Below are 17,374 nucleotides of genomic sequence, written 5' to 3' on the forward strand. Positions count from 1 at the left end.
ACATTAAATGACTACAGCCGAACTTCTTTCGCTTATTTCCACGCGGGTAAACGACAACACCACAGGTGACATCACACCCGATGACCTTCGCGTGGTGTTAAATAGTATAGCCGAATCCATACCATCTTTCGCAGCAGTACAACAGGGTGGTGGTTTCGGTCAGGGGAACAACAAAGTGTACATAGGGTGGGGAAACGCACCAGATGGGAACGGGAACATCCGTCTGAAGCTGACCGTGGACGCGACCGATCTTGGGAACTTCGTTCTGGACACACATCTGGCGAGTGCCATGAGCACAAAGGCGAACGCGAACCACACCCACAATGACATCTATTTTTGGGATTCAAGAAGCGTGAACAGTGCACCGAACTACTATGGTTTCAAAATGATACCAGAGTTCAAGACATCGACCGTGATCGGGATCACTGGTGGTGAAGCCTTCACTGGTCTGATCACCGTGGCTCCGTGGGATGGAAAAACGTCTGGTGGTGGTGGCAAGAACTACCAGATGGGGTTTAACGGGAACAAGCTGTACCTTCGAAACGGAGTCGACACGACGTGGGGTTCTTGGGATACTGTGGTGATGAACAGCGAAGTCACCAGCAACAACACAGCCAACACTGTCGTGAAAAGGGATGGGAACGGAAATTTCTCAGCTTCGAAAATTGTGGCTGGTAGCGGTTTTGAATTACTGAACCACGGCACCAACGGTCTGTACAACGGAAACGGTGACAACGCCACCAGAACCACCCACAACATAATACTGAAAGGCCACAACGGTATGGCTTTTAAAACATATGATGATTCGGTCACGGGTCTTCTGGACTTCCGCGCTGGTTCGCTTGACCTGAACGGGTGGATCACTGCCAGATCTTTCGTGAACGACATCACGTCTGGTGAGAAACACTACAAATTCAACTCTGGAACCGAACCGCTCGGCTTCGGTATGTATGGACATGCCGACACACTCGGCTTCTTCGATTGGCAGAAAAGCCATTCATATTTACATTTCATAAGGAACACCAAAGCCGCTCATTTCGGTGGTGACGTGAACACGGTCGGTGACATCAACATAATCAAGAACCACCCGTGGTTGACACTGGATTCTTCTTCGACTGGATCTGACACGGTCGAACAGGCCGCTGGTATCTCTGTGGGTGAAGCTGGCCAGAAAGGGAACGCAGCCGTCCATATCACATACACTGGTGATGGATTTTCAAACGTCGGTATGGGTACGGTGACCAACGCGGTACCACAGTACAACGTGTTAAAAATGCACTATCTGGACAACATCGCGAGGTTCCAAGGAAACATCACTTCGGCTGGCTCCATCACCGCGACTGGAAACGTGACATCGAATTCGGACGCGAGGTTGAAAGACAACGTGGTTTCGCTTTCTGGTGCTCTGGACACCGTGATGTCACTGGACGCGAAGACCTACACCCGAAACGATCTGGATCACAAACAGGAAATCGGGTTCATCGCACAGGAAGTACAACAGCTTCTTCCGTCGCTTGTTCACCAGAACGGTGACACCGACATCCTTTCGCTGGATTACGCGAGACTGACCGCCGTACTGGTCAACGCCGTGAAGGAACTCAAAAAAGAAATCGATGATCTGAAATGTCAGTAGGTTATTCAAACATAAGGATGTCAGACGTGTATCTGGAGATCTACCAGACGAACCCGACTGGATCATACACGCTCCAGTCGCTGGTTTGGGCTTCCACGCTTCCGAACCAGTCACCGCCGTACTCACTGAACGCCTTCGCTGGCTACACCCACATCACGTGTCCAGCCTACGGGTACTCACACAGCTACTGTGACTCTTCGACTGGATACCAAGGTGTGGACGTGTACCATGACGGCGCGTGTGGCTACTACCAGTACAACAACGGTTTGTCATGTGACCCGAACTGTCTGGTCGCTGGAACGCTGGTGACGATGGCAGACGGTACCACCAAACCGATCGAAGAGGTGGTGGTGGGTGACGTGGTTCAGAGTTATGACATTCAGGGTCTGGACAGAGACAACGAGACCGAAGAATATGTCAGGAACTGGTCTGTTCCTTCTCTGGATCACAGCGTGGTGACCGCCACCGTCCAGAGCACCAAGAACGCCACGGTTCCACGGGTGATCTCTTTCAATTCTGGTATGTTGGTGGCTTCGGCTTCCCACGCCCACTTCGTGTATGACGGCGAAAAGTACTTGTTCAAGAAATCCACGGCGGTGAAGGCTGGCGAGTTTTTCGTGAAAGCGGACGGGTCTCTACAGGAGATCTTCACCGTGACCAATATTGACGAACCCACGGTGGTGTATGAAATCAACGTAGAAGAGTGTGACGTGTACACCGCCGAAGGCTTTATCACGCACAATCCAGCCGTAAAAGAACTTGACCCGATTGAACCATAAAAAATAAAACTATGAATTGAACAAGTCCAACCAAAACCGCAAATTCGTCTTCGGGTTCATGACACCCGTCGATTTCATCACTTCCACATTGGGTCTGAAGACCAAAACCTTCAACTTCATCGGAAGCATCACCACCACTGTGATCACCACCATCCTGAAGCTTTTGGGTCTGGTGTATTCAAGTCAAGCCGCCATATACCTTCTTCTGTTCGTCATGGCTCTGGACTGGATTTCGGGCGCGTACAAAGCCTTCAAACTCAAAAAATTCAACTCTTTCACCTTCCAGAGAATGCTGGTGAACGTGTTCTTCACTTTGATGCTGGTCGGTGTCGGGTACCAGATGTCTCTGGTGTTCAAAGATCTGGTGGTGATCGGTGACGTGCTCAAATACCTTCCCGAATTCCTGATCGGTGGTTTCATGTTCACATATTTCTTCTCCATTCTGGAGAACCTTCACCAAGCGGATTCGAAGCTGGTGTCACCGAAGATGTACAAGTGGCTGAAAACGATTCTGGATCTTGACAGTCTGGTTCCGAAGTTCCTGAAGTCGAAAGGTGTCGCGGTGCCAAGCAGCGAACCCGAAGAGAAAAAAGAAGAGTCCACCGATGACGCTGGTGAATAAGGTTCTGACAGGTATGGTGATCATACTTGTCATTCTCTTTTTATGGCAGCACCAGAAGACCCAACGCCTGAAGACCGATGTGGACGCGAACGCGAGTCTGGTGGCGGTGCTCAGTGACTCCGTACGCTATCACCAAGACCGCCACGGTCGCGAGGTCGCTGAAAAGAGAGTTCTGGTGATGGTGGTGAAGGATCTGGAAAGACAGAACGCGCTTCTGACCGATAACCAGAAGAAGCTTCTTTCAGAAACGAAACAGGCCAAAGGGGTGAAGGCTGGTGTCCAGATAAAAGAGAAGGTCGCGATCCGTGACGTGCCCGTTCTGGTGAACGACACGGTGGTGGTCATCGACACACTGGATCTGGAAAATGAAAAGACCATCCTTCTGAAAGAGGTGAAAAACGGTACTGAAATTTCCATCACAAATTCGAACCCGATATTTAAAACGGTGGATGTCGATGGTCTGGTAATTCCAGAGAAAAAGACGTTCTGGAATTCGAGACTATTTAAGTCTTTGATCTTCATCACGGGTGTCGCCACTGGTGTCGCAATTACCCGATAAATAAAAAAAAACTCCCGACAGAAAAATTCCATCGGGAGAAAAAAGAGTATTACAAACACGGTACATTACGTACTTTTATTATATGCGGAAAAAAGAAAAAGTTTTAAATGTCTTTTAAAAGATTTGCAATTTTTTCTTTTCGCAAATACGGGGTCGGGTTCTCCTTCACTTCGCGTCTCAATTGCGCGGCTTCCTTCTTCGTCATTCCCGATTTAACCACCACCACGTCTGGCAAAAGCGACATCAAAATGGGTGCCTTCGGTTTTATCAAATTCCAGTAATATTGGAGCGGCTGGATCGTGTGAGCGACGTTGATCACCTCACCGTTCACCAGCATTAAAAACACCGAATGTGAGTCGTTCGGAAGTGCCTTTAATTTGAGAATTGAAGGGTGTTCAGTGACACCACATTCCTCGATCATATATTCACACCATTTCAGTGCCCACTGGTCACCATACTCTTCCCTGAAGGTATAGTGTGATACAAATTGTTTCTTTATCATTTCCGTGTCTATTATTTTTTTATGTCCAGATTCGGCACTGGAAGACCAGCCTTCCCGAACTCTTCGATGATCACCTGTTCGATCATTTCGATGTCTTCCTGACCAGCCAGAAACGAGTCATGGACGGTGGTGAAAGGGTGGGTGGCGTTATCGTTCACCAGCACCGCCACGCGGTCGATCATCATCGCACTTTCAAGCCTTTGGAGCAGCATCGGAAGCGGAAGTTCGCCGCCATTTATGTTCTCACATGCCGCCACCACCATCGGGTACAGGGTGGCAAGCTTCGCCTTCGTCTTCACCGACTCGCCGCGCTCAGAGAAGAAAGCCGCGAAACACATGTCCTTCACCTTCTTCTTCGGGTAGGTCTTGCCCACACTGGCGAAACGGGCGGTCATGGTCTGGTACACCTCACCGACTTCGGCAGCGTCCACGAAAGATCTGAAGTCTTCGTACGTCTCGTAATAATACGAAAGGTTGTGGAATACCACCTTCAGGTCAGTGGCTTTCATGCCGCTCTTCTTCAGGATCTCCATACACTGTTTCGGGTACTTTGTCAGACAGGCCATGAAAAAGAACTGGCTGTTCTTCACGTCCAGTTCGGAAGCCGACTGACCGCCGATCATCACGAACTGTCTCAGAACCTTCTTCGTGTTGGTGAAGGGGGTGTGGAACCGCCACCCGTATTCGTCACGTGAATTGATATATACGTTTCCATCCTTTATCTCATTGACCGTCACCAGTATATCGTTCATCACGTCTTGGTTCTTGAAAGCCTTGGGATTCGCCACACACCACGATGTGAACTGGTTGATGTCGATGGTGTCCACCAGATCGAAGACGTTCTGAACCATCGCTGAACGGGTGTTCTCACGGAGGGATTCCACCTTCTTCTGAAGCTTCATCTCTGCCAGTTTCAGCAACAGACGCGGGGTCTGGTACTCGACTTTGTGGTACTTCCGTGGGTCACCTTCCTTCTTCAGTAGGAGCGGCCACCAGCGGTATTGTTTCGGGTACTGACCAGACATGAAGCCTTTGTGACCTTTCTTGTATTCGGTGATGAACTTCGCCTTTTCGAAGAACCTCAGATACGCTTCGTACCGTACACCGCACCATTTCACCAGATCATCGGAGTGGACGTTGATATATCCCCACTGGTACGCCCACTTGGTCTTCTTCTGGTCTTTGGTTCTCTTTATGATCATAAGCGAGGCCACCGAAAGGGCGCGGTCGATGTCGAACTTCGATTTGTCATCCCACAGCTCTTCCGCTTTCTGAAGTATGGTCTCGATCGAAAGGTTGATGGGTAACCATGCGAACGACTTCCACTTGTCCGTCTCTTTTTTGATCTCTTCCAGTTTACGCTGGTACGTGCTGCCTTTGGTCTTCCCGACGGCTTTCCCTATGGCTTGACCCTTCGCCTTTCCGACGGCTTGACCTTTGCTGGTCGGTCTGACTGGCTTCTTCAGCCACTTCTGTGTGATCTCATTCCAGTATAGTCTGGTCTCTGGATGTCTCTGTCCGTGTGTGTACATTCTCTTTTGGTTTGTTTTAAAGTATATATAAATGTGGCGGGTCTCCCTTGACCACTTTCGACACTTATATTCACACAAAACCAAAAGTTTTATTTACTGATCACATTTATTTAATAAGACATAAATAAGACATAAATAGTACATATATCTGTCTTTATTCACTGAGACAAATATGATATATATACTTGTCTTTTGCTGACCATCTACTGGTTGAATAATTCTGGAATACTCTGTCTGACTGGTACGGTCATCACTGGCGTTCTGACCGTACAAACCCAAACTGAATAATGACTTCAGATAATTATGATTCCATATCTCTTTCTATTTTATATCTTCTTTAAACCAAACCCAAACCAAACCAGATCATTCTTTATTTCATCTTCCCTTTCCAGAGTTTATCCTATCAATAATGTATAACGATTTTTTTTTTGGGCAAAGCAAAAGAAGGTATGACCGCGTGTGGAAATAAGCCGTACCTTAATGTATAATGAAATTTTTTTGGGTATTTTTAAAAGAGATTCAAAACAAAAGAAGATCTGATCATATAACCAGTATTACGTCATGGTTGGGGGCGAGCGCAGCGAGACACCAGCCTTCCAAAAATAAGTCATAATATTTTGACGAAAAGCCGAAAGGGAGAAGGTGCACCGTGATATATACTGTATAAAAATAATAGAAACGAGATGATGAATATGATCAAACGATGGTTCGGTAAAACGGAAGAGACCAATAAAAAAGAGAAGACCATATGGATCGATGTATCAAAGCAGATACGGGAAGAAGCGGAATACCAGAGGCGAGAAGAAGAAAGTAGAAAGTGTGAAGAAGCCAGTCGGCTCCGAGAAGTTCTATGTGAGCAATTTGATCAAGTCGCCAAAGAATACGGGTTTCACGAAGGGTTCAAATGGTGGTTCTTCTCATACTTCGAAGCCAATATGGTGAAGGATGAAGTCCGATGGTTTCAATTGAACCCGCGATATTTTGTTAAAATCAGTGATCTCGAACGTGATGGTTACATCATAAAGGAACCAGTTTTGAAATGGAGTGATTTGATTCCGCTGGCAGAACGACACAGCGAATTTCAGAAAGAAATTGAAGAGCGTCCATACACGAAATATGTCAGACTATAATGATGACCGACCACAGCCACAGACCATACGATCCAGAAGACTTCAAACGTCGGGTCGAAGAACTCACCAGAGTCGCGGAAGAAGCACTGGTGGAAGCCAAAGCAGAAAACAGAAAGAGGAAGATCCAGCGCGTACTGGATCACTTCGAAAAAGAAGACCAGAATGATAACAAAGTATGAAGAAGGGGTGATCACCCAACAGCAGTATGAAGACATGATCCGTGACCCGTACCTGTTTTTCATCGATTCTTATGAAAAGAACAGGAACATCATCTTCATGTTCAGGACACTCACAGATGATGAAACGTTCATCGCTGGTATATACTACATGGACAAACAGTACGGTCAGATCACCGACACCATCACGTATGACCGCCGAAGGGTACCCGTATGGCTCGGTCATAAAGCCCACTGGTTCCAAGATACACCAGAGTACAGAGCCGCCAAACGGAAGATAAAAATACAGAGACTATTGAATGACATCGAATGACAAATCCGAATTTTACGAAGAGATCCTGACCACGCACCAGAGATATACAAACTTGGAAGCCATACTGGTATATCCGAAGCTTCCGAGCCGCTTCAAGGTAAGGTACAGACAACTTCACTTCGTACCACCAGCGAACGCGAACTTCCTTGACCGTAGCGACCTATGTGAGATCGTGTGGAACTGGATGGCTCGCGTGGAAGACCTGATCGAAGATATTCAGGACTGGCTGTTGATCAATATGTGAGAAGAAGGGGCACCAGTACGGTGTCCTTTTTTTATATCTGGACATCTACGAAATAATTCGTAATAATTGATTACAAAAGTGTTCATTTTCACCCGTAGGTGGGAAGAAACCTTTGTTTTCGGTGCGTAAATGGGCTTTTTGTGTCAGGATGAACTGACTGACCATCCAGCCACGCACCCGATCCCACCTGTCTGTTTTGGCCGCTTTTTGACCACTTTTTGAACATTTTGTTTGCACATCTGCCGTTCTGCCTTTGTAACTGGTTGAACTGGTGTGACTTGGGTGGCTTTGTTTCAGTACTGAGTGTATTGCGACATCTTTTTTTCGAAGGGGAACACAACTTCTGGATATATACTGATATAAGATAAAAACAAGTGAGAAAGCGATGTACATGTACAGTCTATATGACGAAGATGACAAAGAGTGGTACAACACCGAAGTGGCGGTGTTGATGACGGTGGGTTCGACCTTCTACCATTGGGGAAAGAAGTGGCGCGTGGATCTGTTCGCCTTTTATGGTGACGAAAGCTGGTCGATCCAGTGTCGCGAGGTGGTGGGTGAAGTCGATGTGGTGAAGTATATGACCATCCAGCACCGCAAACAGAAGATCCAGAAAATACTTGACGAACCAGATGAAAATATTTCCTGATAACGCAAAAGAGCGGGTCGGCTTCGGAATATATACTATAAAATATAACGAACCGAAATGGAAGAGACACTGAGAATGATCAACCTTGAACTGAACGCAAATCTGGACGCTGAACACGCGCTGAAGCTGTTGTACAGCCTACTGGCAGACATCGACGAACAAGTGGTATCTGGACACCTTCACCCGATCCGCGTGGCAAGACGCAAAGCCATACTGGCTGAACTGTTGACAAAGAATGACATCATACTGAAAGGTGGTGGTGTTAAATGAGATACTATGTAGAAAAGAAGATAAAGAAGGTCGATGACTACAACTTCGACGGATGTATTCGGATGTTGATGTCTTTCATCGCACAAACGAGTACCGATGATCTGTCATCGCAAGGATATAGATATCTGGAAGGATGGGAACTGGATCTGGCGAGAGAGTACCGCGCCCACCGCCATAAACTTCTCTGGAAGGGTATGGATCACTATGACTTCATCAACTCATTTTTGATGGCGAAGCGGGTGGAAGATCGGAAGAGAAAGATCGATGTGGCTTTAAATTCAAAAGATAGTGAGGTATGGTAGTGACAGAACAGATGATCCAGTCGGAGCGGTTCAAAGCCGCTCTGACCAGTCACCTTCAGAGCACCAGTGAGACACCGTCCATCCCGATCACTCTGGACACGGTCAGGATAAACGATGAAGGAGAAGTGATGGCAGTGGTACACGATGGCTGGTCGACCACTGTCTGTATTGTAAGACCAGCGCCGTGAGGGTTCTGGTCAACCAGATCCGAAAAGAGAAGATCCAGATCGTACTGGATGACATAAAAAATAATGATGAAAATACTTGAATACCAGATCAAACTTTTCCGACCCATCTTCTATAAGTGGAATGGAAGCGAATTATATTTTAAGAAATTGTAAAAGATGTGATAAAGAGTTTAAATGTTATCACCCGAAAAAGGTGTACTGTACACCACGTTGTCAGTCTTTGGCATATAATGAAGCAAACGCTGAAAAGATCAAATCCTATGCAGAGTAAAAAAGTAAGATGACATACTTTAAGATACACGAAAGAGATGGCTTTAAATGTATCTACTGTGGGAAGAGTTCAATCATAGATGGTGTGAAACTTCGCGTAGATCATATATATCCACGATCGAAGGGTGGTGATAATGATCCGAAAAACCTCGTTACCAGTTGTGAACCATGCAATCTACATAAAACAGACATGATCCTTTCAGACGATATAATATTGGAACTCTGGAAAAGGAATGACAAGCTGAATAAAAGATTCACCACTTCAGAATATACGACTCTGGTGACCGAATTCAACAAGATTTATAAAAGGTTGTAAAATAAAATGGTGTTTTACTGACCACCACGCCACTTTCCCGCCGTCTGGAATGTCTTTATGTCACACGACCAGTGGTACCCGTAGAATGAAGTAAAACCGCCTTGAATGGGCGGTTTCTTCGTTTATACAAGCATAGTATATATATCTGTCTCTTTATCGGTTGGCCTGATCCCAATACTCGAATTTATCGTTTACCCACAGGAATTCGTCATCGCGATACGGTGACATCCAGTCGCGTACCTCTTCATCGACTTCATCTGGATCAAATTTCGACTTGTCAACCTGACATAAGTACCAGTATGTCTTGAATTCATAAAGAATGTAAGAATCGACGATCGTGACGTATGGTTGCCAGTATTCAAGCCATTCGCGTGTCTCTCTGGCTTCGCGTGGTACCTCGAAGTCCACGGGGTCGAACTTGCTGGCATATACCCAAAATTCATTTTCTTTGAGTTCTGCCGCCGCTCTATACTTCGTCTCAGTTCTTTCAATGGTGGTGACCCACGGTCGGAAGAAGCGCATCACCGCCACCATTCTCTGTGTGAAGTTCATCTGTGTATGATCCATAATACTCTTTTATAGGTTCGTGAAGTACTGGTGTTTCTCCCTGAAGACGTTGTCGATCCGAAGTTCTTCACCCTTCAGTTCACGGTACTTCGCCACCAGATCTTCTTCGATCACGAAACGGGCGCATCCTTCGACCTCGAAGCTTCGCAAATACCCACCCGCCTTCGAGTTTGTCCAGTTGGTCACGGTGGCTCTGGACACATCCAGTATTTCCGCGACCTTCGACAGCTTGTACTTCACGGCCAACTTCACGTCGGGGTGAAGGGTGATGTCGCGATCCATCAACCGCTTCCTGAGCGCGGTGATCTCTTCACCGATCTGGTCGTGTAGGAGATCCAGACCTTTCTTCAGTTGTTCCACGTTTCTGAGGTCGGTCATCACCGTGGGGTTCTTCACCCGCTTGTTCTGGAAGTGGATGTCGATGAACTCACGGATCTTGTGGGGTTCCACTTTCCCGATCTCGTTCACCGTGTCCACCAGTTCACTGAGGTTTACCAGTTGTTGCCTTGAAATATCTTTCGCCATTATGCCACTTTGAATACGTCACCCCACGCCGACTTCACTTTCTTGTCCTTCACCTGTTCCGCGATGCGAATATACTTCCAGAAAGATTCGCTGTTGTACTTGTGACCACTGATCTTCTTCACTTCCAGATCGGTCATTCCCTTCGACAGAAGGAAAGAGATTCCAGACTTTCGGCAAACGTGCGATGACAGCATGTCCTTCGTATCGACCATTTCAGAGACGTGAACGCCGTTTCTGGTTCTGGTGTACTTGAACTTCTCCCAATTGTTCAGGATCATACCTTCGGTCTTCCCGTCTTCGATCTGTTGCTGGACGTAGGCCGCGAAGTGAGCCGCCAACGTACGGACGTTGTTGTTGTACGTCACCTGAATCCGCTTCGGGAGAAGGGTCGGGTATTTGCCACGGTACTTCTTTATGATCTCGATCCCTTTTTCGAAGAGCGGAATCCGAACGATGGCTTTCGTCTTCTTGTTCTCACGGATGATGTGCCATTCGTTGGGTGTGATGGAAAGGTCTTCTTCGGTGAGGTTCATCAAATCCGAAAGGCGAAGACAGGTGAAGATACCCATCAACACACAGTCTCTGATCTCTTCCATGCGTTCGGTCTTCTCTTTCTTCGTGAACACCAGCGGCATTTCTGCCAGAAGTTTGATTTCGTCTTCGTAAAAGATGATGAAGTCTTGGTCGGTGGACTCTTCCTTCAGGATGTACCAGTTCGCGAGGTTCACCTTCACGTCGGTGAGTTCGGTCTTCATCATCCACTTCAGGACGGTTCTGAGGAAGATGATGTCGCGACCCACGGTGCCGTCGAAGTTGTCCAGCGTGTACCAGCAGTATTCACAGTATGTGTGGTAGAAGTTGTCGTTGATGTTCTTCCAGTTCCGTACGTCGTATCCAGTCTTTTCGGCGAACTGGTGGATCTTGCTGGTGATGATCCTGTAGTTTTCGATACTGCCTTCCGACAGCTTCTTCCCGCGACCAGTCCTTCTTTCACCAGAGATCGACGCTTTGATGAAACGGTCGATCACGCCGAACAGATCCAGCTTCAGGCCGTTCGCCTTCGTTGGCTGTGGCGTAGGCCGTACACCCGTCTTGTAATATTTTGCGATCTCGGAAGGCTTCAGGTCTTCATTCGCGTCGATGAGGTTCTGGACTTTCTTCAGCACCTGTTTGATGGTGCTGTTCATCTCCATGTTGTGAGCCACGCCGCGCGGGATCATTCCAGACGCTGTGAGTCTGTCGGCTTTTATGCCAGTGCTGATCCGTAGGGTGTCGCCGTTCTGTGTGGCGTAGATCACCACGGTACCACGGTAAAGTATCGGTTTCGCTTCCATAGTTTTTGTCAATTAAGTGTTCAAACGAAATGAACAAATATGAATATCATATCTGTCTGTTTTTGGTATGTTCAAACACTTTTGTAAAATGGGATGCGTGTCTGAAAACCGTCAACAATGCAAATATACGGCTTTTTTTGACAAAACGTAAAATGGTTGCCATTACTATGACTACTGGAACACCCGTAATTTTGATCTGGGTGCCCTGGGTTTTGGCGGAGGCCTTTTTACGCGTCTGCCGCTGAGCAAGCAGGTGAACCTGTACAACAACCTGCATCTGGGGGTGATTCCGCTGGCGGGCAACAGTACCCGTTTTGCACCAGATGAGAATGGCCTCAGGAACTATGTCTACACCACCGGGTTGCACGGCAAGCTGGAAAGCACCCTGAGCCTGGGCCGCTACGCCTCGCTTGCCTTTGTCTACTACCACTATTGGCTGAACACGTTTGAGGGGCTGGAGGGCTCCAACTCCATTGGCATTGTGCGGCCCCGTGCCACGGTGAGGCTGTTTAAGAACGTGAGTCTGGGGTATGAGCATTTTGGGTACACGACCAACCGGAGGCTGGAAGCCTACCCTACGCAGCGCTCAGTGATCACTGACCAAAAGATCTTCCTGCAGCTGTTCCTGGAAGATTCGCAGCGCCGGGGGCGGTATCAATAAAGGGTCTATATCTTGAATTATATGTTAAGTATCTGTTAAGCTTTTGTCCCCAACCTTGAAGAACAGGTATCTGTTTTGGGGCTGTTTTCAGAAAAGCAGCCCCAAAACAGATACCTGTTCTTTTTCTAGGGGGATTACTTTTGCCAGTGGGCGCGAGGGGGGTGGGTTTCTGTGTGCTTCGTCTTACCTTTACGGGAGAATCTCTTCTGGCAGGAGGTGAATGTAAAGACTATGAAAGCAGTAGGCAACATCAAGGCCATTACCCAGCAGCGGAGCAGTAAGCTGGCAAACGTGGAAATTCACATCAGCTCGGTGCAGTACGTCACCAGCAAGAAAGACGGGCGGTATTTTCAGGATTACGCCTATGAGGAGGAGCTGGAGACGCCGCTGGTGATTACCGGTGACTGCCTCGCCCGCGCTGACAAGAACAAGCAGCCCGAAGGGGATTTCGAGTTCAACGTCTATGACAAGGTAGACGGGGAGTACGTGCTCAATGAAAACAAACGCCTGGAGGTAACGGTGGTGTATGACTTTGAAGAGGATGTCACCATTATCAGTGCGCTAGATTATACCGTCACCCTTCCGCCCGCTGAGTTTGAGCAGTTCAGGAAGGAGCGGGAAAAGGAGAAAGGCTTCAAACAGACCAAAACCAGCCGTAAACGCTTCTAAAACCCTAACTGAGCGCAGCCACCAGCTACACCTAAAAGCGTTCCTCTTGCAAGGGAACGGCTTTTAGCTTGTACCTAAGGCGCTTGTGCTGGGGCTGATCTGGCAACCAGGGGCAAAAAAGCATTGCCCACCCCATAAAATTGTCTCAGACCTCCCCCGGCCGTTTGTAAATGGGCAGAAATGACACGCTGCCAGATGGCTGAAAGGCATAGCGGCTCTGCCTTCCAGGCCTGGGCAAGCCAAAAGAGGGAAGCGCCTTTACTTATAGGCTGTTACGCCGGGCAGGCTGTTTTCCCTTACTCCACTGGTTGGGGAAGGGTGGTGACGAACTGCTCGTTCCGCTGGGGAATAGCGCACTCCCACCCCAGGGTTTCGCGTATTTTCTTCTGTAAGCCAGCTGCTGCATCAGGCTCTCCGTGTACCAGAAAAATCTGTTCTGGGGCGGTCTGCAGCTCGCTTAGCCAATCCAGCAGCTCCTGCTGGTCGGCATGGCCAGACAACCCCTCCAGGCTGCACACGTCGGCTTTGACGGCATAGGTCTTGCCGTAGATTTTGAGCTCTTTGGCACCGTCTTCCAACTGCCGCCCCCGGGTGCCTTCGGCCTGATACCCCGCCAGTAGAATGGTGGTAGCCGGGTTTTCCAGGTACTGGGTCAGGTAGGTGAGAATGCGGCCGCCGGTGAGCATGCCACTGCCGGCAATGACAATCTTCGGCTCCTTCCGGTCAATGATTTCCCAGGTCTCCCTGAAAGAGGTCACAATCCTGATGTCTTCACACATTTGCAGGCAGTCCTGGGCGGTGAGCTTGTGCCAGGACTGGGACTGGTAGAACACCTTGAGCACATCGGCACCCATGGGGGTGTCTAAGATGACGGGGATAGAGGGCAGGGCATGCTCCATCTTCAGTTGCCAGAGGAGGTACATCAATGCCTGGGCCCGCTCTACCGCGAAACTGGGAATGAGCAACGTGCCTTTCTTGGCCAGGGTGTTGGTAATGACTTCCCGGAGCCGCTCCTTGGTGCTTTCTGTGGGGTGCAGCCGGTCCCCATAGGTGCTTTCCAGCAGGAGAATGTCGGCTTTTTCTGGCTTGTGGGGGGAAAAGAGCAGTACATCTTTGGGGCGGCCCACATCACCGGAGAAAACCAGGCGCTTGCCCGCCACGTCCAGCTCCAGAAAGCAGGCCCCCAGTAAGTGGCCGTTGTACCGGAACCGGCAGCGCAGTTGGTCGCCCAGCGGAATCCATTTGTCCTGCGGTTTCATCCTGAACGCCCTAATGGTTTTCTCCACGTCTTTCAGCCCGTAGAAGGGAACCGCCGGGTGGTGCTTTGAATACCCTTGTTCGTTGGCCTGTTTGGCCTCTTCTTCCTGTATTTTAGCGGTGTCTTTGAGAATGATCTCTGCCACGTCCAGGGTGGGGGCAGTTGCCCAGATCTCGCCGCGGTAGCCCAGTTGCACCAGTTTAGGCAGGTACCCGGTATGGTCCAGGTGCGCGTGGGTGAGCAGCACCACATCTATCCCCTGTGGGGGGAAATCCGGCTCCTCCCAGTTCAACAGCCTGAGTTCTTTTTTGCCTTGGTAGAGTCCGCAGTCAATGAGAATGTTCTTGCCGCAAGCGGAAAGCAGGTATTTGGAGCCGGTCACGGTGCCGGCAGCACCCAGGAACGAAAGGGAAAGCTGGTTTTTCATAGCGATGGCAGAAGTAGGTGAGGTTTTAAATGCCCAAAGATCCTTTCACAAGTAAAACAAAGGGATGATGTAACTCAATACCCCACCTGATGTTGGTCACCAATGATGTGCGAAGGCGGTTTCTGTTTTAGGGCTGTTTTCTGAAAATCAGTCCTAAAACAGAAACAGCGGGGTGGTCAGCAGTTGGGCTAGATCCCTTTGAGCAGAGTCCCCACCAGGTAAGCCAGCGAAGCGGCGGCCCCACCCAAAAGAAGGGTCTCTAACCCTGACCAAACCCATTTCTTGTTCACAAACCTGCTCTTGAGAGCGCCTATGCCAAAGAAAGCCACCCCGGTACTCACGCTGCTCCACCAGAAGGGGTGGGAGAGGGGTGCCGAAAAAAAGTAATTCACTAGAAACGGAAGCACCGGAAGCGCCCCTATGCCTAAAAAAGCCCCAAAGGTGGCCAAAGCAGCCTTGTGCGGAGAGGTTTTGAGGCTGCCGCCCCCGTGCGCGTCCTGTAGAAGCGCGTCTGCCCACAAGGCCGGGGTGGCGGTAATGACCTGAACGGCCTGCTCCAGCATTGACCCTTGCAGCCCTTTGGTGGCGTAAAGCTGCATAACCTGTTCCCGCGCCCTGTCTGGGTGCTGCGTAATCTCCACCATGATCTCCTGTTGCCGTTTCAGCAGCTGTTGCTGTTCGGCTTTGGTGCCCAGGTAGTTGCTGATGGCCATACTGAACCCGTCTGCAAACAGATTGGCCAGCCCCAGTACCACCACTATCTGCGGGGAAAGATTGGCTCCGGCCACCCCGGAAACCACGGCAAAAGTGGTGACGGCCCCGTCTACCGCGCCATATACCAGATCTTTCAAGTACTCAGGATTTTTGGGTTTGGCGGGGACGTTGGTGCGGAATGGTATCATCATTTTTTAGCTATGGGTTAGGGGCCGGGGGCGTGTTCAAAAGGGAAACGGTGCTATGGATGCTGCTGGTGCCAGTTTTTGTTGAACGCTGCCCCCGTGATCTGAATCTGATACCAGGGGAAGTCACCCGTCTTAAGTTTCCAGGTGATGGCGGCGTGGGCAGGAATCCGGATGCCCTGAAAGGTCTGATAGCCGTTTTCAGGCACCGTGACCACCCATTTTTCCAGCGTGGGGCCGGTAGGCCGGTCATAGTATCTCAAGGCTTCAAACCGGGTCACATCTCCAGCCGGGGAATACGTGAACGTACCGGTTGCGGTCACTCCCGCATAGGTCATGGTTACCGCGGCATGTGTATCATCCACAGGTTTCCAGCTTAGGTAAGGGCTGACGGCGGCTGAGGGGAACCATACCATTTCGGCCAGGTACCTGAGCAGGGTGCCCTGGTCTATCTTGGGGCCCTGGGCATCTGCCACGGGGTACAGAGAGAGCAGTTTAATGAGCATGTGCCCTTTTCCGCGGTAATATTTATCACGTCCGGCCAGGTGTACCATGGGAGCCGCCTGAACCTGGGCCACCCACAGGAACCCAGGGGTGTCAACGGTGAAGAACTGCTCTGCCTGTACCGGCATCCAGGCCCCGTCTGGCGAGGTGCGCAATTGCCCCTGCTGCTGCAGATAAGCCGTCTGAAGGGGCTGTTTCCCCACCACGTTAGACCGGTGCAACCATCTCTGGACGGGGGCAGGAAGATGGGCGACCTGGTTGGGGGAAAGGGGATCGGCTGGTTCAGCCGGAGCGGTCATAAACGGCCCTTTCTCTGCCTGCACCATTTGGCTGAATTGCCACTGCCCATACGCCACCACCGTCACAACCAGGAGTAAACCATTGGCGAGGGTGCCATATTTGGCGTCTTGCCAATATAGAAAGATCAGGCACTGTGACAGCAGAATGGCCCCCGCAAACCACAGCCACCAACTTTCCTTTCTGAGGAGGTACAAAAGCGCTGCTATGGCAAACAACAGACAGGCTACAAGCCAGGCAATACCCGCCGCCTTCGCCTGCGCCGGGCTCAGGGGAACGGAGGTTTTGCCCGTTAGCAGGTGCTGTGTGGTTAAATGGAATTCCTTAACAAAGCCCAGTAGGTGAATAAGGGCGTGGAGCACCAGGAGCAATATGAAACCGAGCCGAGCCATAAATTGAATGCTTTGAAACCGAGGTTGCGGTGCGGTAAAGTTACCTAAGGCAAGAGGGACTCCCTAATGATGAAAATCACCCCGGTACATGATCTGCCTTAGCGGGCTCTCCTCCCCCAGAAGGAGATTGGTTGCTCCAGCCTTTCCGGCAGGGGCACCCTCTTTGGGCATCAAGAGAAGTAAAAATAGGGAAAATCTTGTAGTGCTGGAGCAATCAGGGGAGGAAAGGGCGGAGGTATGGTTAAATCCCTCTGGCTAGCTGAGGAGCTGCCGCTTAAGCCTGCGCTGCCGCAAAACTGAGAAAACGCCGGATTAATACACCCGTTCTGTTTTAGGGCTGTTTGGCCAAAACAGCC

Annotated in this window: 22 protein-coding genes; 13 read left to right on the forward strand and 9 right to left on the reverse strand. The window is 49.6% G+C overall.

Annotation, left to right across the window (positions count from 1 at the left end):
• The first annotated feature begins 7 nt into the window (after nucleotides 1-7).
• The 4 genes from A8O25_RS15415 to A8O25_RS15430 are packed head-to-tail and all read left to right on the forward strand — an operon-like array spanning nucleotide 8 to nucleotide 3,593.
• A complete protein-coding gene (locus tag A8O25_RS15415) occupies nucleotides 8-1,633 on the forward strand; it encodes a tail fiber domain-containing protein (protein WP_066836486.1) in 1,626 nt (541 codons plus the stop codon).
• Between the two features lie 17 nt (nucleotides 1,634-1,650).
• Nucleotides 1,651-2,412 carry a Hint domain-containing protein gene (locus A8O25_RS23025; protein ID WP_153042777.1) on the forward strand — a complete coding sequence of 254 codons (762 nt, stop codon included), beginning with the start codon at nucleotides 1,651-1,653 and terminating at the stop codon, nucleotides 2,410-2,412.
• Nucleotides 2,413-2,428: 16 nt separating this feature from the next.
• Entirely contained in the window at nucleotides 2,429-3,034 is a 606-nt protein-coding gene (locus tag A8O25_RS15425) for a phage holin family protein (protein ID WP_066836489.1), read from the forward strand.
• Nucleotides 3,018-3,593 (forward strand): hypothetical protein, encoded by a 576-nt coding sequence (locus A8O25_RS15430; RefSeq protein WP_066836491.1) that lies wholly within the window; start codon nucleotides 3,018-3,020, stop codon nucleotides 3,591-3,593. Before A8O25_RS15425 ends, A8O25_RS15430 begins: the two co-directional genes overlap by 17 nt.
• A gap of 103 nt (nucleotides 3,594-3,696) precedes the next feature.
• Here the strand turns inward: A8O25_RS15430 and A8O25_RS15435 are convergent, their stop codons facing one another.
• Nucleotides 3,697-4,095: a hypothetical protein gene (locus A8O25_RS15435; RefSeq protein ID WP_066836493.1), complete on the reverse strand. Its 399-nt coding sequence runs from the start codon at nucleotides 4,093-4,095 to the stop codon at nucleotides 3,697-3,699.
• 11 nt (nucleotides 4,096-4,106) lie between these two features.
• On the reverse strand, nucleotides 4,107-5,627 hold the full coding sequence (locus A8O25_RS15440; protein ID WP_066836495.1) for a hypothetical protein: 1,521 nt from the start codon (nucleotides 5,625-5,627) through the stop codon (nucleotides 4,107-4,109).
• 683 nt (nucleotides 5,628-6,310) lie between these two features.
• On the opposite strand from A8O25_RS15440, the gene A8O25_RS15445 reads away from it, so the two are divergent.
• The 7 genes from A8O25_RS15445 to A8O25_RS24385 all read left to right on the forward strand — a co-directional run bounded on the left by A8O25_RS15445 (nucleotide 6,311) and on the right by A8O25_RS24385 (nucleotide 9,485).
• Complete coding sequence (locus tag A8O25_RS15445; protein ID WP_066836498.1) at nucleotides 6,311-6,757, forward strand: hypothetical protein; 447 nt, start codon at nucleotides 6,311-6,313, stop codon at nucleotides 6,755-6,757.
• Nucleotides 6,757-6,936, forward strand: coding sequence for a hypothetical protein (locus A8O25_RS15450; RefSeq protein ID WP_066836500.1), 180 nt, complete (start codon nucleotides 6,757-6,759; stop codon nucleotides 6,934-6,936). Before A8O25_RS15445 ends, A8O25_RS15450 begins: the two co-directional genes overlap by 1 nt.
• On the forward strand, nucleotides 6,920-7,246 hold the full coding sequence (locus A8O25_RS15455) for a hypothetical protein (protein ID WP_066836502.1): 327 nt from the start codon (nucleotides 6,920-6,922) through the stop codon (nucleotides 7,244-7,246). The genes A8O25_RS15450 and A8O25_RS15455 overlap by 17 nt, the downstream gene beginning before the upstream one ends.
• A gap of 635 nt (nucleotides 7,247-7,881) precedes the next feature.
• Nucleotides 7,882-8,139 carry a hypothetical protein gene (locus tag A8O25_RS15465; protein ID WP_153042778.1) on the forward strand — a complete coding sequence of 86 codons (258 nt, stop codon included), beginning with the start codon at nucleotides 7,882-7,884 and terminating at the stop codon, nucleotides 8,137-8,139.
• Between the two features lie 57 nt (nucleotides 8,140-8,196).
• Complete coding sequence (locus A8O25_RS15470; RefSeq protein WP_066836506.1) at nucleotides 8,197-8,409, forward strand: hypothetical protein; 213 nt, start codon at nucleotides 8,197-8,199, stop codon at nucleotides 8,407-8,409.
• The gene (locus tag A8O25_RS15475; protein WP_066836507.1) at nucleotides 8,406-8,711 is read left to right on the forward strand and encodes a hypothetical protein; all 306 of its coding nucleotides are present in this window, start codon (nucleotides 8,406-8,408) and stop codon (nucleotides 8,709-8,711) included. The genes A8O25_RS15470 and A8O25_RS15475 overlap by 4 nt, the downstream gene beginning before the upstream one ends.
• A gap of 468 nt (nucleotides 8,712-9,179) precedes the next feature.
• Nucleotides 9,180-9,485: an HNH endonuclease gene (locus A8O25_RS24385; RefSeq protein ID WP_066836509.1), complete on the forward strand. Its 306-nt coding sequence runs from the start codon at nucleotides 9,180-9,182 to the stop codon at nucleotides 9,483-9,485.
• Nucleotides 9,486-9,638: 153 nt separating this feature from the next.
• Here the strand turns inward: A8O25_RS24385 and A8O25_RS15490 are convergent, their stop codons facing one another.
• From A8O25_RS15490 to A8O25_RS15500, 3 genes are read right to left on the reverse strand one after another with little or no spacing between them, the layout of a single operon-like run.
• Nucleotides 9,639-10,052: a hypothetical protein gene (locus A8O25_RS15490; protein WP_066836511.1), complete on the reverse strand. Its 414-nt coding sequence runs from the start codon at nucleotides 10,050-10,052 to the stop codon at nucleotides 9,639-9,641.
• A gap of 9 nt (nucleotides 10,053-10,061) precedes the next feature.
• Nucleotides 10,062-10,577 carry a MerR family transcriptional regulator gene (locus tag A8O25_RS15495; protein ID WP_066836513.1) on the reverse strand — a complete coding sequence of 172 codons (516 nt, stop codon included), beginning with the start codon at nucleotides 10,575-10,577 and terminating at the stop codon, nucleotides 10,062-10,064.
• Nucleotides 10,577-11,911 (reverse strand): site-specific integrase, encoded by a 1,335-nt coding sequence (locus A8O25_RS15500; RefSeq protein WP_066836515.1) that lies wholly within the window; start codon nucleotides 11,909-11,911, stop codon nucleotides 10,577-10,579. Before A8O25_RS15500 ends, A8O25_RS15495 begins: the two co-directional genes overlap by 1 nt.
• Before the next feature lie 253 nt (nucleotides 11,912-12,164).
• Between A8O25_RS15500 and A8O25_RS15505 the strand changes: the two genes are divergently transcribed.
• Both A8O25_RS15505 and A8O25_RS15510 read left to right on the forward strand, forming a co-directional pair.
• Nucleotides 12,165-12,572, forward strand: coding sequence for a hypothetical protein (locus A8O25_RS15505; RefSeq protein ID WP_066836517.1), 408 nt, complete (start codon nucleotides 12,165-12,167; stop codon nucleotides 12,570-12,572).
• Between the two features lie 231 nt (nucleotides 12,573-12,803).
• The gene (locus tag A8O25_RS15510) at nucleotides 12,804-13,241 is read left to right on the forward strand and encodes a hypothetical protein (RefSeq protein WP_066836518.1); all 438 of its coding nucleotides are present in this window, start codon (nucleotides 12,804-12,806) and stop codon (nucleotides 13,239-13,241) included.
• A gap of 296 nt (nucleotides 13,242-13,537) precedes the next feature.
• Here A8O25_RS15510 and A8O25_RS15515 read toward each other — a convergent pair whose 3' ends face one another.
• The 4 genes from A8O25_RS15515 to A8O25_RS23540 form a co-directional block, all read right to left on the reverse strand.
• Nucleotides 13,538-14,926: an MBL fold metallo-hydrolase RNA specificity domain-containing protein gene (locus tag A8O25_RS15515; protein WP_066836519.1), complete on the reverse strand. Its 1,389-nt coding sequence runs from the start codon at nucleotides 14,924-14,926 to the stop codon at nucleotides 13,538-13,540.
• Between the two features lie 188 nt (nucleotides 14,927-15,114).
• Nucleotides 15,115-15,831 (reverse strand): VIT1/CCC1 transporter family protein, encoded by a 717-nt coding sequence (locus tag A8O25_RS15520; protein WP_066836520.1) that lies wholly within the window; start codon nucleotides 15,829-15,831, stop codon nucleotides 15,115-15,117.
• Nucleotides 15,832-15,881: 50 nt separating this feature from the next.
• Complete coding sequence (locus A8O25_RS15525; protein WP_066836521.1) at nucleotides 15,882-17,018, reverse strand: BRCT domain-containing protein; 1,137 nt, start codon at nucleotides 17,016-17,018, stop codon at nucleotides 15,882-15,884.
• A 170-nt stretch (nucleotides 17,019-17,188) separates the two neighbouring features.
• Nucleotides 17,189-17,374: hypothetical protein (locus tag A8O25_RS23540; RefSeq protein WP_206598698.1), on the reverse strand; the 186-nt coding region annotated here is incomplete at its 5' end.

It is taken from the genome of Rufibacter ruber, assembly GCF_001647275.1.
Taxonomy (GTDB): domain Bacteria; phylum Bacteroidota; class Bacteroidia; order Cytophagales; family Hymenobacteraceae; genus Nibribacter; species Nibribacter ruber_C.